Here is a 15,098-nt window from a genome sequence, read left to right as displayed (position 1 = left end):
ACCACAGTGCGATCATCAGTGGTCATGATCGTGATCGTGGCTCGATATTTGCGGGCTTTGATTAGTAAATTCCGTTGGTTCTTCTTCGAACGTACGCTTGCATTTCTTTGAGCAAAAATAGTACGTCGTCCCATCGTGGGACGCACTCGGGCCCTCATCGTCGGTTCGCATCCCGCACACCGGATCTCGATACTGACCTGGTGCGCCGAGTCCCCGCCGGTAGACATACAGAAGGAACCCGGAGAGCGCAAAGGCGATAATATTGAGGTAGAACGTGTAGTTGAGCTCGAAGTACGTCTGTTCAGTCGCCGTCTCGCCGCCCGCCAGATCTGGAACGATACCCAGCGCGTCGAACAGCAGCTCCATGAGGAAGCCGGTGAACGCCATCGTGACGAAGAAGACGCCGAGGATGTACAGCATCACCTTCCAGCCGTAGTACTTCCGGTAGACGTTCAGGACGGGCACGGTGATGAGGTCGGCGTAGACGAACGCGATGATCCCGGCGAAGCTGACGCCACCACCCCAGAGCGCGACGGCGAACGGGACGTTGCCCATACTGCCGACGAAACTGAGGACGGCGATGATGACGCCCATGACGGCGTTCTCGGCAGTCACGAGCAGGCCGTCGCCCTGAATGAACAGCGTGTTCCACACCCACTGCGGGACGAAGACGATGACGAACCCAGAAATAAGGAAGCCGGCGACGATGTCTTTCCAGATCATCGACCACTCCTTGCGGTACTGATTCCCGACCTTGTACCAGCCACCCCACGACAGCAACTCGTCACGCCACCCGCCGCTACTCGACGTCTCCTGGCGATAGGTCTCCATACAGCCCTCCGAGCAGAATTTGAGCGTCTCACCGCCGTCGGTCGTGAGCGTGTACTCGTCTTTCCCCTCCATCCCGCAGGTGGGATCTTCCGTGACGCCCGCCTGGCGGTCGCGCTCGTTGAGCTTCTCGCGGACTTCGTTAAACAGGTTTTCGGGAAGCGTGAGGTGGACGATGGCGGCCATGACGGCGATGAGAATCAGGCCGCCGAGCAGTTCCGCGACGAGGAACTCCCAGCCAAGCAGGATGAGAATCATCAGCCCTAGTTCGACGATGAGGTTCGTCGACGCGAACATGAACGCGAGGAAGTTCACCGCGTGCGCCCCCTTCTTGAACAGGCCCTTCCCGATGGCGACGGCGCCGAAACTACAGCCACTGCTTGCTGCTCCGAACACAGTCGCCTTGGTAAGTCCAGTTAGATCGCCCTCACCCAGCACCTGTGCCATCCGCTCCTTCGAGACGTAGACCTGGACGAGACTCGTAATCGTGAGGCCCATGATGATCGCCCACGCCGCCGTCCAGAGAAATCCGACACCGATACGAAGGGATTCAAGAACTCCGTCGATTATCGTCGCCTGCATAGGTGTATCATTGTAGGGATCATCTATTGCGGTTTTGATTAGAATATACTGCCTATGAGGGTATCAGTACTATGGCATCGTAACCGTCGGCCATAGATGATCTATCGTGAAGAGGGGAAAACATTGCAAACCTCCACAAGCTCCACGGAATCCGACTTCAGATTCAAAAGGGGAATCTGATTAAATCACGCCGACGTATTAGAGGCTAATGGGACCAGTAGAGACCGATGATATCCCAAATGAGGGGAACACCACCTGGAAGAACAGCCTTCGCCGGCCTGCTCGGTTGTCCAGTACGGTAACTGTCACATCCACTTCCTAATTTACGATGGCTGTCGATCTGGCAATCCATGATGCACTCGTTCTCACAGCCGACGAGCGGAACCGCCTGTACGAGCGCGGCACAGTATGCATCACCGATGGCTGTATCGAAGAAGTCCGACCATCACGTGCAGGAGACGGAGAATTAGAAGCGTCCACCGTTATCGACGGGAACGGGAAACTGGTGATGCCGGGGTTGGTGAACGCCCACACGCACTTGGAGATGACACCGCTCATCGGTGCGTTTAGCGAACTCGAGCTGACGGAGATGCTTGGGAGTGGGACGGCCTTGTTTAACAGATTAGGGAACGGCGAATTCGAGTACCTCGTCGAGGCAGGCGTCGAGCTCGCAGCGCTCAATTTCCTCTTGGGCGGTGTCACGACCGTGAACTCGATGGACGCACGGCCTGCCGCAGGTGCAGAGGCGTTCGGGGAAGCAGGGCTCCGCGGATTTTTCGGCCCGGCGATCTCGGACCTCTTCTGGGACCAACCAGTCGATCAGCAGTTCTCCCGTGCTCGCGAGTTCGTCGAAACGTACCACGACACGTACGACGGCCGAATCAGGGCGACGATCTGCCCGCACGACGACTGGTCGTGTACCCGGCAGCTGTGGGAACGGACCGCATCCCTCGCCGCAGAGTATCCGGACCTGCTCGTCCACACGCACTTGCTCGAACTCGAGGAGAGTAACACGATGGCACGAGCGAACGGTGGCGAGGACTCGGTAGGATTGCTCGACGACGTTGGACTCCTGGACGACCGACTGGTCGCTGCTCACTTCCGCCTCGGCGACGAAGAGGACATCCAGCGAACCGCCGAGGCGGACGCGGCTGTTGCGCACTGCCCGTCCGTCTTCTGTTACTGGAATCCGGACGGGGAGACGCAGTGGACGCCCGTTCCCGAGCTTCGAGCCGCCGGCGTCGACGTCGGAGTAGGGATTGACGACCACTACTGGCACGACTCGTACAGCATGTTCGGTGAAGCGCGGCAAGCTCGGCTGGCGGCAAATCTCAAGCGTTCAGCCGGGCAGTTCGACTCGATGGAACTGATACGAATGCTCACTATCGAGGGCGCACGCGCGCTGGGGATGGGCGACGAGATCGGCAGTATCGAAGCGGGAAAGCGCGCGGATATTATCCTCCTCGACGTCGACAAACCGAAGTTCACGCCACTGACCAACGTTCCCGCACACGTCGTGAACAACGCGGTCCCGGCCGACGTCGAGACAGTGATCGTTGACGGCGACGTCGTCCTCCGGAATGGTGTGCCCGAGACAATGGACTCGGACGACGTGCGACAGCGAGTAAATCAGGCTGTCGAACGCTTCATGGACGAGACAGGCTGGGAGTTAGACATTGGTGGTAGTGAACCGCCGACCAGCATCGAGACTGTACGGGACCTCCCAAAGCGTGGCCCTGCGCGACTCCTGACTCGCCTCGCGATGCAATCCGCGCGTGATCGGTTCTCCTTCTAAGACCCTGCCAGCGTAGGGGTGGTTCCCCCTCAGGAATTTCTGTGGGCGCGAACGAACGCACGTCGCAGGACGGTCAGAAGAACGTACGTCTCGTACTTCTGGGTCTGGCAGTGCTCGCAGGGCTGCATATCCTCGACGATCTCCTCAATAGCGTCGTCGTACTCGTCGGTGAGCGTAGTGAGCGCGTCCGTGATCTGGGGCTGGGCAGCGTCGATCATCTCCTCGACGGCGGCGTCGGCCGAATCTGGTAGTGAGTACGAGAGGACGATCGTGTTCGCGTGGTAGTACTTCGTCGTCCCACCACGCCCCTCCTCGAAGCGAACGACGTCGACGAGGCCCGCATCCCGGAGCTCGTTGATGTGATGGCGGACCGTGTTCTCCGTCCGGTCGATGCCGCGATCGTCGAGGCGTTCGTGGACCTCGGTCGCAGTTAGGGCTTCCTCGGACAGAATGTCGAGGACCATCGCCCGCATCGGCTCGTCGATGGCGTCCGAAATCCGAGTGTCTCGCACCGCGATGTCGTCGAGACGGTGGTCGGTATCGGAATCACTCATACGAGGACTGAGCGCGAGCACGCGGGAAAAGGTAGCGGGGCAGGAGTCGGGTAGGTGTCTGTCGAGGTATCCAGTACAGGATGGACCCGCGATAGCGAAAGCCCTAGACGACCCGTTTGACTGTTCCAACGACTCGTATGCGAATTCAAACATATCATATAAAAAATACTTATTGAGGTACGGGCACTATCTCAAACTGTAATGAGCGACACAACCCAATTCCGCGTCCTCGACTTCGACTGCCCGACCTGCGCGAGTACCGTCGAACGCGCCCTGTCGAACGTCGACGGCGTCCAGCACGTCGAAGTCCACTACGCGACCGGCCGCGTCGAGATCGAGTACGACGACAGCGTCGCTGACCCCGACGCCTTCGCAGAGACCATCGAAAACCAGGGGTACACTCCCCAGCCCGCCTAACACTATGAACAAACAATCGATCACGCAGTACTACCGGAACCACCGGAAGGCCATCGTCACGGCGACAAGCGGCCTGCTGTACGGCGGTGGCTGGAGTCTCGGCTACCTCACGAGTTTCGAGATGGCAAGCGCCGCCATCCTCGTCCTCGCGACGGTCGTGGGTGGCTACGACATCGCCAAGACCGCTTACCACGAGGTCACCAACCGGACGCTCGGCATCAAGACGCTGGTGACGCTGGCCGCCATCGGTGCTATCGTCATCGGGGAGTACTGGGAAGCCGCCGCCGTCGTCTTCCTGTTCAGCCTTGGCAGCTACCTCGAAGGCCGGACGATGCGGAAGACCCGGACGGCACTTCAGGAGCTACTGGAGATGACGCCCGACACGGCGACCGTCCGTCGCGACGGGACACTCCAAAAGGTCTCCGCCCGCGATGTCGAAGAGGGCGAAGTCGTCGTCGTAAAGCCGGGCGGGAAGATCCCGGTCGACGGAACCGTCGTCGACGGCGAGAGCGCAGTCAACCAGGCGCCGGTCACCGGCGAGAGCGCGCCCGTCCACAAGGCCGACAGCGACGAGGTGTACGCCGGGACGGTCAACCAGGAGGGCGCGCTAGAAATCCGGACGACGGGAGCGGGATCGGATACGACTCTCGAACGGATCATCCGTCGCGTCGAGGAGGCCCAGGAGGCTCAGTCGCCCACGGAGAGTCTCATCGACCGGTTCGCGAAGTACTACACGCCGGCCGTCATTGCCCTGGCTATCGGCGCGTACGCGGTCACGCAGAACGCGATCCTGTCGCTGACGCTGCTGGTCATCGGCTGTCCGGGCGCGCTGGTCATCGGGCCACCGGTCAGCATCGTCTCGGCCATCGGTAACGCCGCCCGGTCGGGCGTGCTGATGAAGGGCGGCGAACACCTCGAACGCGCCGGCAAGATCGATCTCGTCGCCTTCGACAAGACGGGGACGCTCACGAAGGGCGAGACCACCGTCTCCGGTATCGAGGGGTTCGGCGTCGCCGCCGCCGACGTCCTCTCGCTCGCAGCGACCGCCGAGAAGAAGAGCGAACACCACCTCGCGGACGCCATCGTCGACATGGCCCGCGAACGCCAGACGGCTGCGACGGACGGTGGAGCGACGGTCGCCCAAGCGGACGATACGGACGTGGGGCGCAGGTCGGTCCCCGATCCCGACGACTTCGACGTGGTCGCCGGCAAGGGCGTCATCGCCCATGCCGATGGCCAGGAAGTCGTCGTCGGCAACCGCGCGCTGCTGGACGACCGCGACGTCGATGTCCCCGATCGGGTCGCCGACTACGTCCGCGAGCGTGAGGGGCGCGGCGAGACAGTCGTCCACGTCGTTCGGGACGGGGACATCATCGGCGCGATTGCGATGCGGGACGAGCTCCGGGAGGCCGCTCCTGGGGTCGTCGCGGCGCTCCAAGACGCTGGCATCGAGACGGTGATGCTCACCGGCGACAACGAGCGGACGGCCGCTGCCGTTGCCGAGGAGGTCGGTATCGACGAGTACCGTGCCGAACTCCTCCCCGAGGACAAGCAGTCCGTCATCGAGGGCTACCAGGCCGACGGCCACGTCGTCGCGATGGTCGGCGACGGCATCAACGACGCGCCATCGCTGGCCACTGCCGATGTCGGCATCGCGATGGGTGCTGCGGGAACGGACACCGCTATCGAAACGGCTGACATGGCGTTGATGGCCGACGACCTCGAACGCATCCCGTACGCGGTCAAACTCAGCAAGGCGACGCGCTGGAACGTCCTCGAGAACGTCGGGCTCGCGGTGCTGACCGTGACCGTCCTCCTCGCGGGCGTGCTCACCAGCTACGTCACCCTCGCGTCGGGAATGCTGGTCCACGAGGCCAGCGTCCTCCTCGTCATCCTCAACGGGATGCGACTGCTCCGCTACTGACCACGAGACACGATCACAACCACAACTCATGACATCGAATTCGACTGCGACTGACACGACCCAGACGAGAACCAATTGGCAGGTCGACTACGACGCCGACCCGATCGAAATCCGCGACCCCGTCGCGGAGGCCCTCGGCGTCCTCGAACCGGGCGAGCCGTTCGTCGTCACCTACCGGGACGCGGTGAAAGAAGCCGGACACTCCTGTCCGACAGCCTCGGGTGCCTATCGGATCGTCCAGCTCGGGCTCGACGCCCTGTATCCCGACGACTATCCAGTCCGGAGCGAAATCGAGGTCCAGACGGCCGGCCCGCAGGACGATGCCGCGTACGGCGTGATGAGCCGCATCATCTCGTACGTGACTGGCGCGACCGGCGATGACGGATTCAGCGGGCTCGCCGGCGGCTATGGCGGCCGCCGCGACCTCCTGCGCTTCGACGCGTTCGACCCGGACACGGCGGACCCGACGTTCCGGTTCCGGCGAACCGACACGGACGAGACCGTCGAAGTGACCTACCACGTCAGCGACGTTCCTGACGGTGGACCCGCAATCGGGAACCTCCAAGGGATTCTCGACGAATCGGCAACTGACCAGCAACGAGAGGCTTTCGCTGACGCCTGGCACCGCCGGGTACAGGTCGTCCTCAGCGACGACTCGCTGTTCACCGTCGACGCGGTGTGAACGCGACGGTCTACCCCTCTCACTCGAAATAAGTTACTGCGGTACACTATCGATCTCCTCAAGGGCCTCAGTAGCGACATCACCTAACTCACCAGCCTCGATATGCGAGTACCGCTCACGAACCATCTCCTCAGAATTATCGAGATATCGGGCCGCCACAGTATATCCGAATGCCCGGACCAGAACCTCGCCCATGCCACGACGGCCACCGTGCGGAGCAAGATAATCGTGTTTCGGATGGTCGATGTCGATCTCCGCGGCCTCCGAGAGTCGTTGGAGAATCGACCGTGCGCCGTCCGTCGTGATCGACGGCGGCCGAATGTCCACATCGAGCGCCAGCAGCAGGTCGCGAGCGTACTCCGCACGGCGTTCAATGATTGCTTCTGGGCGTTCCCCTCGTTCGGCTAGCTCTTCCCGGACGAGCTCTGCGAGCGTCCGTTGGTCAAACGTCGGAAACACCGGCCAGCGCTCCGTCGGCGGATCCATCAGCTGGCGATAGCTCCGGAGCGGCGAGATCACCGGATCGGGAAGACTGGCGGCGTCCCACTGCTGTTTCTTCCGGTAGACGTCCATGCTCCCGTCGTCGAGCGAGAGGTCCTCCCAGCGGACGCCGCGCCGGCGCGGGTCGTTCGGATCCCGGAGCAGTTCGCCGACGCGGACAGCTGTGTACGCGAGAACGAACACCAGAGCCCGGTCACGAGTCGCCTTCAGCGCCGCGTAGCGTGCTCGCTGCTTGTCGAGGGGGTCAGTATCCTCTGGGAGTGTCGTGTACGCCTCGACAGCGTCGCGGGCCCGTTCGTCGACGTGGCGGGTGAGGGCGTGGCGCTGTTCAGACGTCCAGGCCTGCTGGTCGCCGGGCTTGCGGCCGTCGTCCTCCGGCAGCGGCGCCATCGCACTCGCTCGCTGCGCGTAGTGGGCCTCAAGATATCCCTCGTTGACGCACCAGCCACACCACGCAGAGATATAGCGGTAATAGGTTTGTACTGTGTTCTGCTTGAGTCCCCGATCTCCACCGAGATGTCGGGCGTACTCCCGGAACACGCGTTCGTCGAGATCGTCGAAGGTCGGCTCGCGGCCGACGTCGTCGGCGATCCCGGTCCAGTCGTCGGCGCCGCGGTCGCCGGCGGCCCACTCGGCGAACCGTTCGAGCTCGCGTGCAGCGTTACGTCGATAGTTCCCACCGCCGCCGCCCCGGCCTTTCCCCTTGTCTTGGAGGTAGCGCTCGAAGCTGTCGTCGAGCGGCGTCGAAAGCGCTCGGTCAGGCATTCACCGGCCCTCCACCGTCCTGCAGCCCCGGTCTCGGGTCCTCTACCCTGGGGGAAGCGTCGTCGTGAGGCGGTTGCAGCATTCGTGCTTCACCGACGGCGCCGGGGTACTTCAAAGTGGTCGTGATTACTATTCTAATCACAACCAACCAGGCATCAACCCAAAGTGTCGTTTTCCGGAATTACAAGCCCTAATAAGCCAAATCGTCCAACTATAAACCATATATCGCTATACCAAAACTGAGCCGGGAACAGTTGAGACTACAGGGGGTTTAGCAGGGCTGTGATGCGTGAATTTGACCGATTCGGCCAGCGAAAACTGCTCCAGATGGCTTTCCAAGCGGCTATTCCTGTCACATACTCAATCACATGGGCAAATTTTCGAGACTTCCAGCAGCGTAGCCACTTAGCGGCACGCTAACCCGAACAGAGTTGCTCACTACCCGATTCCAGTCTCTTTCTTCAACAGTGTCAGCGTGTTGTCAGCCGTCACCATCGGGGAGTGTTCGTACTCACCAGTCAACTCGACCTGTACAAGCAGATCAACGGCACGCCAGATTGAGTACAGGAGACACGCGAATGCGAAGTAGAAGAACCGTAGCCCGAAATCTTTCGACGTCGTCGCCGCCATGAACCGCTTGATCGACCGGTACCCGCTCTCGATCTCCCAGCGATCGCCGTACTCCGTGAGGTGACCACTCCCGCAATTCGTCATGAACACTGAATACTGTCGATGGTCGTCGTGCTCTGAGTCCTCTTTTCGACGATAGATCAGCGTCGTCTGGTGCCACTCGTTCTTTCCGAGATGGAGTTTCCGGTCGGTTTCATACCGATCCTTGTCACGCTGGAGCAACCGCTTGGCCTGGGCTTTCTCGCTGGTCTGCATCCGCTTCGGAACGACGTAAGAGAGCCCGCGCTGGCTGATCCTCTCCAAGACGTGCTGACTGTCGAACTCTCGGTCCATCAGCAAGTTATCGACGTGGACGAGCTCTTCAGCCGAATCCAGCAGGTCCTCGACGATCTCCTTTCGTGACTCGCCTTTCCGTACCGGGCGCGCGTCCAGCACGATTGGGACGGCGTTCCCGACCAGCTGGACCGTTGCCCACTGATAGGCATACTCGTCGGTCTGCTCTTTCGTCCCGATAATCTCGTCTTCGTGGCCGGTTCGGTCGCCCGTGAACGGATCGGCTTCGGTGATGTCGATGGCGACGACCCCTGCTCGGAAGAACTCCTCCGTCGCTGCTACCTCACCCAACAATTGGCCGATAGCCTGCCGATACATTTCCCGAATCTGTTCGATCGAGAGATCTCGAATGTGCTCGCGATGGGTGTGACCGAGTGGTGTTCTCTTCCGGGTCGACTCGTAGACGAAGCTGCGAGCGCCTTCATTTGCGGCTAAGTTCTCTCGGAGCCCCAGATACGTTTGTAAGTCCCAGTACGCGTTCTCGTGGATCTCACAGCCCCCACCACGGTCCAACGAGAACGCTGGGAAGACGACGCGGCTGACGTGGTCAGTGAGCTTCTCCGCCTGGTCCAAGACAGTCTGGTCGTCCGGTTCCGGCTCGTCAGAATCGTCGAGGCGGTGTTGCAGCTTTCGCTCTGGTTCATGGGGAACATCGACGCCCGCATTCTGAGCCTTAATCAGAATCGTTCGAGCAGCGGTCTCGACGGTTTCGCGAAGGTCTGTGGTGAAGCGTTGGTTCCAGCTGCGCCACAGCGTCGACTGATCAGGAACCGTGTCCAACCCGATTCCCTCACTGAGTTTTGGGTGAGAACCGAGATACTCGACCAGGGGTGTTTCGTGGTCCCATCCGTGAAGTTCCTTCAGGACGAACACGCGAAAGAGCGTGTCCATCTCGTAGCGTGTTAGCCCTCCATAGCAGTCATGCGTGTTGAACCGAAAGTAGGCTAGCGGGAGTTCACAGACGAACTCCTCGACTGAGACGTGGCTATCGTGTCTGAACCACGTCGCCGAGACAACGCGAATATCCGATTCCAATCCTGCAAGTGAGGTTCTATCGTACAGTGGTGTCGAATCATACACCGGATAATCAACGTGTGACTGCCGTGCAATCCGACGAAACACGGTTCGGTTAGACTTTGGGGATTGGGACATTACCAAGTGTTGAGCCAAAACAGGGTCAAGAGTGCCTCATATCTGCGTCTAAGATAGAACAACGAGATCAACACCGCAGGTACCGATCGGTGTGACGAGGGTTGCTACGTCGATCCGAGTTCATCGAAGAGGTCGTTTACCCGTCGTTCGATTTCGTCGCGGATGCGACCGACCTCAGCAGCCGACTTCCCGTCCGGGTCGTCGAGATTCCAGTCACGGTTCTCGCCCGCCCATCCCGCGGGACAGACGTCGTCGGCCGAACAACCCATCGTGATGACGTAATCGCTCCCCTGTGTTTCCTCGAACGCGATCTCCCGAGGTGTCCGTCCCGAGATATCGATGCCAACTGCGTGCATCGCCCGAACCACCTCGTCGTGGACATGGTCAGCAGGGCGTGTTCCACCAGTTATGATTTCGATTTCGTCCTGGAGTCCTCGCTGTTCAACTTCTCGCTGTGCGAGCGCGTAGGCCATCTGCGAGCGACCTGCGTTCTGCACGCAGACGAAGGCAATTCTCAGCGGTTCGGATTCTGTGTTCTCATTCATGTGTTACGTAGTTCGCGCGACGCTCCGCCTGTGTCGGCAGCTCGTCGAAAAGTTCGATCACCTGCTGTTCGATTTCGGTACTGATCGCCCAGACAGACTCCCGATCGGAGTCTACTGGGTCGACAAACCCCCAGTCTCGAACGACGACTCCGGGTGGAAGGTCCTCGATTGACAGTGCACAGCCCATCAATACGATAAAATCGCACGCCTCGAGCGACTCACGGGTGATCTTCGTCGGTGACCGGTCAGATAAGTCGTAGCCTTTCTCAGACATCACCTCTATGACGGTCGGATGTATCGCGACAGCGGGATCGGTCCCACCAGAAACGATCTCGATGTCACTTCGCATCTGAACCTGAACTTGGGTTTCGGCGAGCGCGGCGGCGATCTGGCTCCGGCCTGCGTTCTGCACGCAGACGAACCCGAGGCGAAGCGGACCGAGGGTGTCTGTGTGTGATACCATCAGTGGCTCCCCCATCAGTCGTCTTCAGCGGGCGGTGGGGAGGAAGAGGTGCTGAGCTGTCCGGTTGTGGCACCACTCCAGTCGAACTTGCGCTGGAAGTACAGCGCCACGTTGACCAACGCTAATAGGACCGGGACCTCGATGAGCGGGCCGACGACGGTGGTGAAGGCGACGCCGGAGCCGACACCGAACACCGCGACCGCCACCGCAATCGCGAGTTCGAAGTTGTTCGAGGCGGCGGTGAACCCAATGGCCGTCGTCGTCGAGTAATCCGCGCCGATGCCCCTACCCATCCCGAAGCTGACGAGGAACATCACGACGAAGTAGATCGTCAGCGGGACGGCGATCAGGAGGACGTCACCGGGCGAGGCGACGATGTTCTCGCCTTGCGTGGCGAACATCACGATGACCGTAAAGAGGAGCGCAACGAGCGTGACTGGGTCGATCTTGGGGACCAACGTCTCGTCGTACCACTCCTCGCTCTTGGCTCGCGTGCCGATGTACCGCGTGAGGAACCCGCCGATGAACGGGATGCCGAGGAAAATAACGATCGCCTGGAACACCTGCATCGGCGTCACATTGAACGTCTCGATGCCCGCGACGAGCGTTTCCATCCCGAGCAGTGGCGGGAGGAATAGCCCGAAGAACCAGACGTAGACACCGTACGTGACGATCTGGAAGAGGCTGTTGAACGCGACCAGCCCAGTCACGTACTCCGTCGAGCCTTCTGCGAGTTCGTTCCAGACGAGGACCATCGCGATACAGCGGGCCATTCCGATGAACACGAGGCCGAGGAAGAACTCGGGACGAGCAGGCAGGCCAGGCACGAGTCCACTGAAGAAGATCACAGCGAGTCCGAACATAAGCGTCGGGCCGATCAACCAGTTTTGAATTAGGCTTAGTCCGAGCACACGCCAGTTGCTGAACACGGCCCGCAGTTGGGAGTAGTCAGCCTTCGCCAGCGGCGGATACATCATCGCGATGAGGCCGATTTCGACGAGATGGAAGTCCTGAATCGGCTGGGTTACCGACGGGGCGACGAATCCGAGTCCCACGCCGACGGCCATCGCACCGAGAATCCAGACGGTGAGGTACTTATCGAGGAAGTCCATCGACCGCGGGTCGCCACAGCTCTCACAGTCGCAGTTCGGCCCATGGTCGTGAGCATCGACGTTACTCATCGGTCACGCTCCCCTCGAGGACAGTGATAAGCGCGACAGCCCGGTTTGTTGCACGGTACTTCTTCCACCGGCCATCTTTTCGGCCCGAAACGAGTCCTGCATCGAGAAGTTTCGAGAGCGCGTGGCTGAGCCCGCTCTCGGTCACGTCGACGACCGCATTCAGTTCACAGACGCAGAGTTCCTCTTGTGCGGCAACGAGCACACGGACGAGCGTATATCGTGTCTCGTTGGAGAGTGCTGAGAGCACATCGAGTTCAGCGTTCACCTGCGCTGTCCCGAGTGCTGCTTCGAGGGTGCTGAGTTCGTCGAGGCGGCGCTCAACATCCTCGTTGCGACACTCCCCGAGTTCATCATCGAGATAGCGGCGAAGTCGTTCTGTAGTTTGTGCCATCAATATCGACTTGAGTAGATTCTCAATTAATTGTTGCGGTATAGCCGAGGTATTGTTCACTCAAGCGCCTCACAGTGCGGTGGTGCTCGAGAATCGAGAACAGACGGAAAACATTATACTTGAATATACTCTAAATCAAAATATGGAGGCGAACTCAGTGACCGAATCACAGCTAAGTCGTGCCAGTGAGAGTAGCCGCAAGCAGCGTGACGGAACAAAATTTATCGGCGGCTATGGCAAGAAAACGGGAGATTCGGACCTCCTCTTCATCGAAGGCCAACTGCCGGAGGATGGAGACCGGATCGCGAGCGATGCATCCCCTGTGCGTCAGCTCGAATTGTGTTTAGGAAACCTCGAAACCCAGCTTGAACGGCACGGGAAAGAAATGAGTGACGTTCTGCAGCTCACCCTGTATCTCGCTGAGATGGATGCATACGAGCGTGTGAATGACGCCTATGAGCAGTACTTTGATGAGACGTATCCAGCCCGAACGACGATCGGCGTCTGTGAACTGCTCGGCGATGCTGCAGTTACCGTGGATGCCGTCGTCGCCATCGAATAGAGCCGAGAGGTCGTTGCAGCTACCTTCACGGATAAGTTGGATCAGATAAACGGGCGATGTTCGCCACCGGTTTCATCCCGCCCAGTATCTACCCAATTCTATACCAATAGAGTCGAGCGGAACCGTATGCATTGAGACTGCCAGTCTCAACTGTTGCGCGACCGCCGTTCGGACCCGGTTCTGAGAATAATCGCAAGACTGCAAGCAGATAGCTTGCTACACAATCTGCATAATGTACAATGCGCACAAAATTTGAATGGTGAGGAAAATCAGCCAAATCCAATGTTAGTCGTTCGTAGCTTGCTCGCTCAGCATCTCAACAACTTCCTGAACACGTTCCTCATCGGCTTCGATACCACGCTCCCGGAGGATCTGGAGGGCAACCTCATCACCGTGGTCCGCAATTACCCGGAGACACGCATCTTGAAACTCTCTTCCCTCAAACTCGGGAACATCAAACATAGAACACGCAGCAGTTACCGATGATCGCATCCGGGTGACGCCATCCCACGTGTCCTCCCGGACATAGAAGCCGTGCATATCGGTCTCATCAAAGGAGAAGGCCGGTCCACCGGTGGATTCGTCCACATCCTCCTCATCCTGCTCAGGAATGGACTCAGTCTCCGACTCTGTGTCCTCAGTAGTTATCTCTTCATCCGGTTGCGGTTCATCCTGGGCGTCAGTACGTTCGTCGTCATCCGATTCGGCTCCTTCCTCCGTTTGTTTGAGCTGTTCAGCGACGTCCCCGAAACGGTCGTCCTCATTAGGCATGGCTGTGTTCCTCCACGAGGTCCGCTAAGTGATCGAAATTCGGGATCTGGTCGCAATCTTCGTCGAACTCCGAGACCGGCATTCCTTGCTTGAAGGCGCGGGAAATTGCGGTCCGTTCGCGAATCCCTGGCTTCGGAATACTATCGATGGTGCGTCCCGAATCATCGAGGGCATCGAAGATCTCCGGGTCCACACGAGCGTACTCGGGGACGAATGAACCGAACTCCCGGTTGAGATTTTCAACGAGAGTCCGATGCTCGTTGCGTTGTCCCATTGTTTCGCGAATCATATTCGGAGTGACTGCGAGGATATCCAACCCGATATTCTGCCGGATTGGGGAGATCTGGCGTTCAATCATCTTATTGAGGCCGTTGATCGAGCCAGCACGCGGGATTAGCGGGATTATGACGCGCTGGACGGCGATGAGGGCGTTGTCGGAGAGTTTCCCACGGCCGCCTGCGGCATCAATTATCACGTAGTCGTATCCGTTTTGAATGAGCGGATCGACAACGTTCCGCCGAAGCTTCACGTCTGCGAACCGTTCGTCCTTCAGCCTCGTCTCAACATTCTCGAGCTCGTTACTCGACGGGAGGAGGTGAACGCCGAAGTCCGTCTCGATAAGCAGGTCTTCGGGGTCCTCACCATCGATAAGGGCGTCACCGAGGTTCGCATCTCGGTCGTACGCATCGTCGTATCCCAACTGAGTCGTCATGTGCCCGTCCTTATCCAGATCCAATAGTACCGTCTCATGGCCACGAGCAGCGAGTCGATCAGCGATGTTGAGCGCGATCGTGGATTTCCCTACCCCTCCCTTGAGCAACGAGACAGCTGCTCCGGGGAGCCCTTCAAACTCGTCAGCACTCATAGCTCAGCACCCCCGTAAGAAGTGGATTTTGTACATTTTGTAGGTAATGTACATTGGGTAGATGTTGAAGGTTGCGCGAGTTTTGTCGATAATGTACGTTTTGCACTGGTCATACGCGGTCAATGAAGCTCGTCCACCTTAATTCTGTGTCAGACAG

The 15,098-nt window shown here is 59.5% G+C and carries 15 protein-coding genes; 5 read left to right on the top strand and 10 right to left on the bottom strand.

Annotated elements, in window-relative coordinates; all coding sequences use genetic code 11:
- Window positions 1-15: 15 nt before the first annotated feature.
- A complete protein-coding gene (locus K6T36_RS18015; RefSeq protein WP_004594620.1) occupies window positions 16-1,410 on the bottom strand; it encodes a permease in 1,395 nt (464 codons plus the stop codon).
- A 328-nt stretch (window positions 1,411-1,738) separates the two neighbouring features.
- Between K6T36_RS18015 and K6T36_RS18010 the strand changes: the two genes are divergently transcribed.
- Window positions 1,739-3,205, top strand: coding sequence for an amidohydrolase family protein (locus K6T36_RS18010; RefSeq protein ID WP_011222406.1), 1,467 nt, complete (start codon window positions 1,739-1,741; stop codon window positions 3,203-3,205).
- Between the two features lie 29 nt (window positions 3,206-3,234).
- On the opposite strand, the gene K6T36_RS18005 is transcribed toward K6T36_RS18010, so the two are convergent.
- Window positions 3,235-3,759: an ArsR/SmtB family transcription factor gene (locus K6T36_RS18005; protein ID WP_004048660.1), complete on the bottom strand. Its 525-nt coding sequence runs from the start codon at window positions 3,757-3,759 to the stop codon at window positions 3,235-3,237.
- 201 nt (window positions 3,760-3,960) lie between these two features.
- On the opposite strand from K6T36_RS18005, the gene K6T36_RS18000 reads away from it, so the two are divergent.
- The 3 genes from K6T36_RS18000 to K6T36_RS17990 are packed head-to-tail and all read left to right on the top strand — an operon-like array spanning window position 3,961 to window position 6,782.
- A complete protein-coding gene (locus K6T36_RS18000; RefSeq protein ID WP_004594622.1) occupies window positions 3,961-4,176 on the top strand; it encodes a heavy-metal-associated domain-containing protein in 216 nt (71 codons plus the stop codon).
- 4 nt (window positions 4,177-4,180) lie between these two features.
- Complete coding sequence (locus K6T36_RS17995) at window positions 4,181-6,100, top strand: heavy metal translocating P-type ATPase (protein WP_004594624.1); 1,920 nt, start codon at window positions 4,181-4,183, stop codon at window positions 6,098-6,100.
- A gap of 28 nt (window positions 6,101-6,128) precedes the next feature.
- Window positions 6,129-6,782, top strand: a complete 654-nt coding sequence (locus K6T36_RS17990) for a hypothetical protein (protein WP_004594625.1) — start codon at window positions 6,129-6,131, stop codon at window positions 6,780-6,782.
- A gap of 33 nt (window positions 6,783-6,815) precedes the next feature.
- On the opposite strand, the gene K6T36_RS17985 is transcribed toward K6T36_RS17990, so the two are convergent.
- The 6 genes from K6T36_RS17985 to K6T36_RS17960 form a co-directional block, all read right to left on the bottom strand.
- Entirely contained in the window at window positions 6,816-8,048 is a 1,233-nt protein-coding gene (locus tag K6T36_RS17985) for a tyrosine-type recombinase/integrase (RefSeq protein ID WP_222923991.1), read from the bottom strand.
- A 438-nt stretch (window positions 8,049-8,486) separates the two neighbouring features.
- On the bottom strand, window positions 8,487-10,163 hold the full coding sequence (locus K6T36_RS17980; RefSeq protein ID WP_136689350.1) for a transposase: 1,677 nt from the start codon (window positions 10,161-10,163) through the stop codon (window positions 8,487-8,489).
- A 104-nt stretch (window positions 10,164-10,267) separates the two neighbouring features.
- A complete protein-coding gene (locus K6T36_RS17975; RefSeq protein WP_135306279.1) occupies window positions 10,268-10,708 on the bottom strand; it encodes an arsenate-mycothiol transferase ArsC in 441 nt (146 codons plus the stop codon).
- Window positions 10,701-11,186: an arsenate-mycothiol transferase ArsC gene (locus K6T36_RS17970; protein ID WP_135306280.1), complete on the bottom strand. Its 486-nt coding sequence runs from the start codon at window positions 11,184-11,186 to the stop codon at window positions 10,701-10,703. The genes K6T36_RS17975 and K6T36_RS17970 overlap by 8 nt, the downstream gene beginning before the upstream one ends.
- Entirely contained in the window at window positions 11,186-12,352 is a 1,167-nt protein-coding gene (gene arsB, locus K6T36_RS17965) for an ACR3 family arsenite efflux transporter (RefSeq protein ID WP_135306281.1), read from the bottom strand. Before arsB ends, K6T36_RS17970 begins: the two co-directional genes overlap by 1 nt.
- A complete protein-coding gene (locus K6T36_RS17960) occupies window positions 12,345-12,743 on the bottom strand; it encodes an ArsR/SmtB family transcription factor (RefSeq protein WP_135306282.1) in 399 nt (132 codons plus the stop codon). Before K6T36_RS17960 ends, arsB begins: the two co-directional genes overlap by 8 nt.
- A gap of 142 nt (window positions 12,744-12,885) precedes the next feature.
- Here K6T36_RS17960 and K6T36_RS17955 point away from each other — a divergent pair, with 142 nt between their 5' ends.
- Window positions 12,886-13,305 carry a RidA family protein gene (locus K6T36_RS17955; protein WP_135306283.1) on the top strand — a complete coding sequence of 140 codons (420 nt, stop codon included), beginning with the start codon at window positions 12,886-12,888 and terminating at the stop codon, window positions 13,303-13,305.
- A gap of 285 nt (window positions 13,306-13,590) precedes the next feature.
- On the opposite strand, the gene K6T36_RS17950 is transcribed toward K6T36_RS17955, so the two are convergent.
- Both K6T36_RS17950 and K6T36_RS17945 read right to left on the bottom strand, forming a co-directional pair.
- Window positions 13,591-14,076 (bottom strand): DUF7970 domain-containing protein, encoded by a 486-nt coding sequence (locus tag K6T36_RS17950; protein ID WP_121513335.1) that lies wholly within the window; start codon window positions 14,074-14,076, stop codon window positions 13,591-13,593.
- Window positions 14,069-14,941, bottom strand: coding sequence for a ParA family protein (locus tag K6T36_RS17945; RefSeq protein ID WP_004594451.1), 873 nt, complete (start codon window positions 14,939-14,941; stop codon window positions 14,069-14,071). Before K6T36_RS17945 ends, K6T36_RS17950 begins: the two co-directional genes overlap by 8 nt.
- Between the last annotated feature and the right edge of the window lie 157 nt (window positions 14,942-15,098).

Source organism: Halobaculum roseum, assembly GCF_019880245.1.
GTDB lineage: Archaea > Halobacteriota > Halobacteria > Halobacteriales > Haloferacaceae > Halobaculum > Halobaculum roseum.
This window is presented reverse-complemented; position numbering and strand designations above follow the sequence as displayed.

Excerpts from the sequence above, each read along its gene's own strand:
- K6T36_RS18015 (WP_004594620.1), bottom strand. The coding sequence starts at position 1,410 with ATGCAGGCGACGATAATCGACGGAGTTCTTGAATCCCTTCGTATCGGT.
- K6T36_RS18010 (WP_011222406.1), top strand. The coding sequence starts at position 1,739 with ATGGCTGTCGATCTGGCAATCCATGATGCACTCGTTCTCACAGCCGAC.
- K6T36_RS18005 (WP_004048660.1), bottom strand. The coding sequence starts at position 3,759 with ATGAGTGATTCCGATACCGACCACCGTCTCGACGACATCGCGGTGCGA.
- K6T36_RS18000 (WP_004594622.1), top strand. The coding sequence starts at position 3,961 with ATGAGCGACACAACCCAATTCCGCGTCCTCGACTTCGACTGCCCGACC.
- K6T36_RS17995 (WP_004594624.1), top strand. The coding sequence starts at position 4,181 with ATGAACAAACAATCGATCACGCAGTACTACCGGAACCACCGGAAGGCC.
- K6T36_RS17990 (WP_004594625.1), top strand. The coding sequence starts at position 6,129 with ATGACATCGAATTCGACTGCGACTGACACGACCCAGACGAGAACCAAT.
- K6T36_RS17985 (WP_222923991.1), bottom strand. The coding sequence starts at position 8,048 with ATGCCTGACCGAGCGCTTTCGACGCCGCTCGACGACAGCTTCGAGCGC.
- K6T36_RS17980 (WP_136689350.1), bottom strand. The coding sequence starts at position 10,163 with ATGTCCCAATCCCCAAAGTCTAACCGAACCGTGTTTCGTCGGATTGCA.
- K6T36_RS17975 (WP_135306279.1), bottom strand. The coding sequence starts at position 10,708 with ATGAATGAGAACACAGAATCCGAACCGCTGAGAATTGCCTTCGTCTGC.
- K6T36_RS17970 (WP_135306280.1), bottom strand. The coding sequence starts at position 11,186 with ATGGGGGAGCCACTGATGGTATCACACACAGACACCCTCGGTCCGCTT.
- arsB (WP_135306281.1), bottom strand. The coding sequence starts at position 12,352 with ATGAGTAACGTCGATGCTCACGACCATGGGCCGAACTGCGACTGTGAG.
- K6T36_RS17960 (WP_135306282.1), bottom strand. The coding sequence starts at position 12,743 with ATGGCACAAACTACAGAACGACTTCGCCGCTATCTCGATGATGAACTC.
- K6T36_RS17955 (WP_135306283.1), top strand. The coding sequence starts at position 12,886 with ATGGAGGCGAACTCAGTGACCGAATCACAGCTAAGTCGTGCCAGTGAG.
- K6T36_RS17950 (WP_121513335.1), bottom strand. The coding sequence starts at position 14,076 with ATGCCTAATGAGGACGACCGTTTCGGGGACGTCGCTGAACAGCTCAAA.
- K6T36_RS17945 (WP_004594451.1), bottom strand. The coding sequence starts at position 14,941 with ATGAGTGCTGACGAGTTTGAAGGGCTCCCCGGAGCAGCTGTCTCGTTG.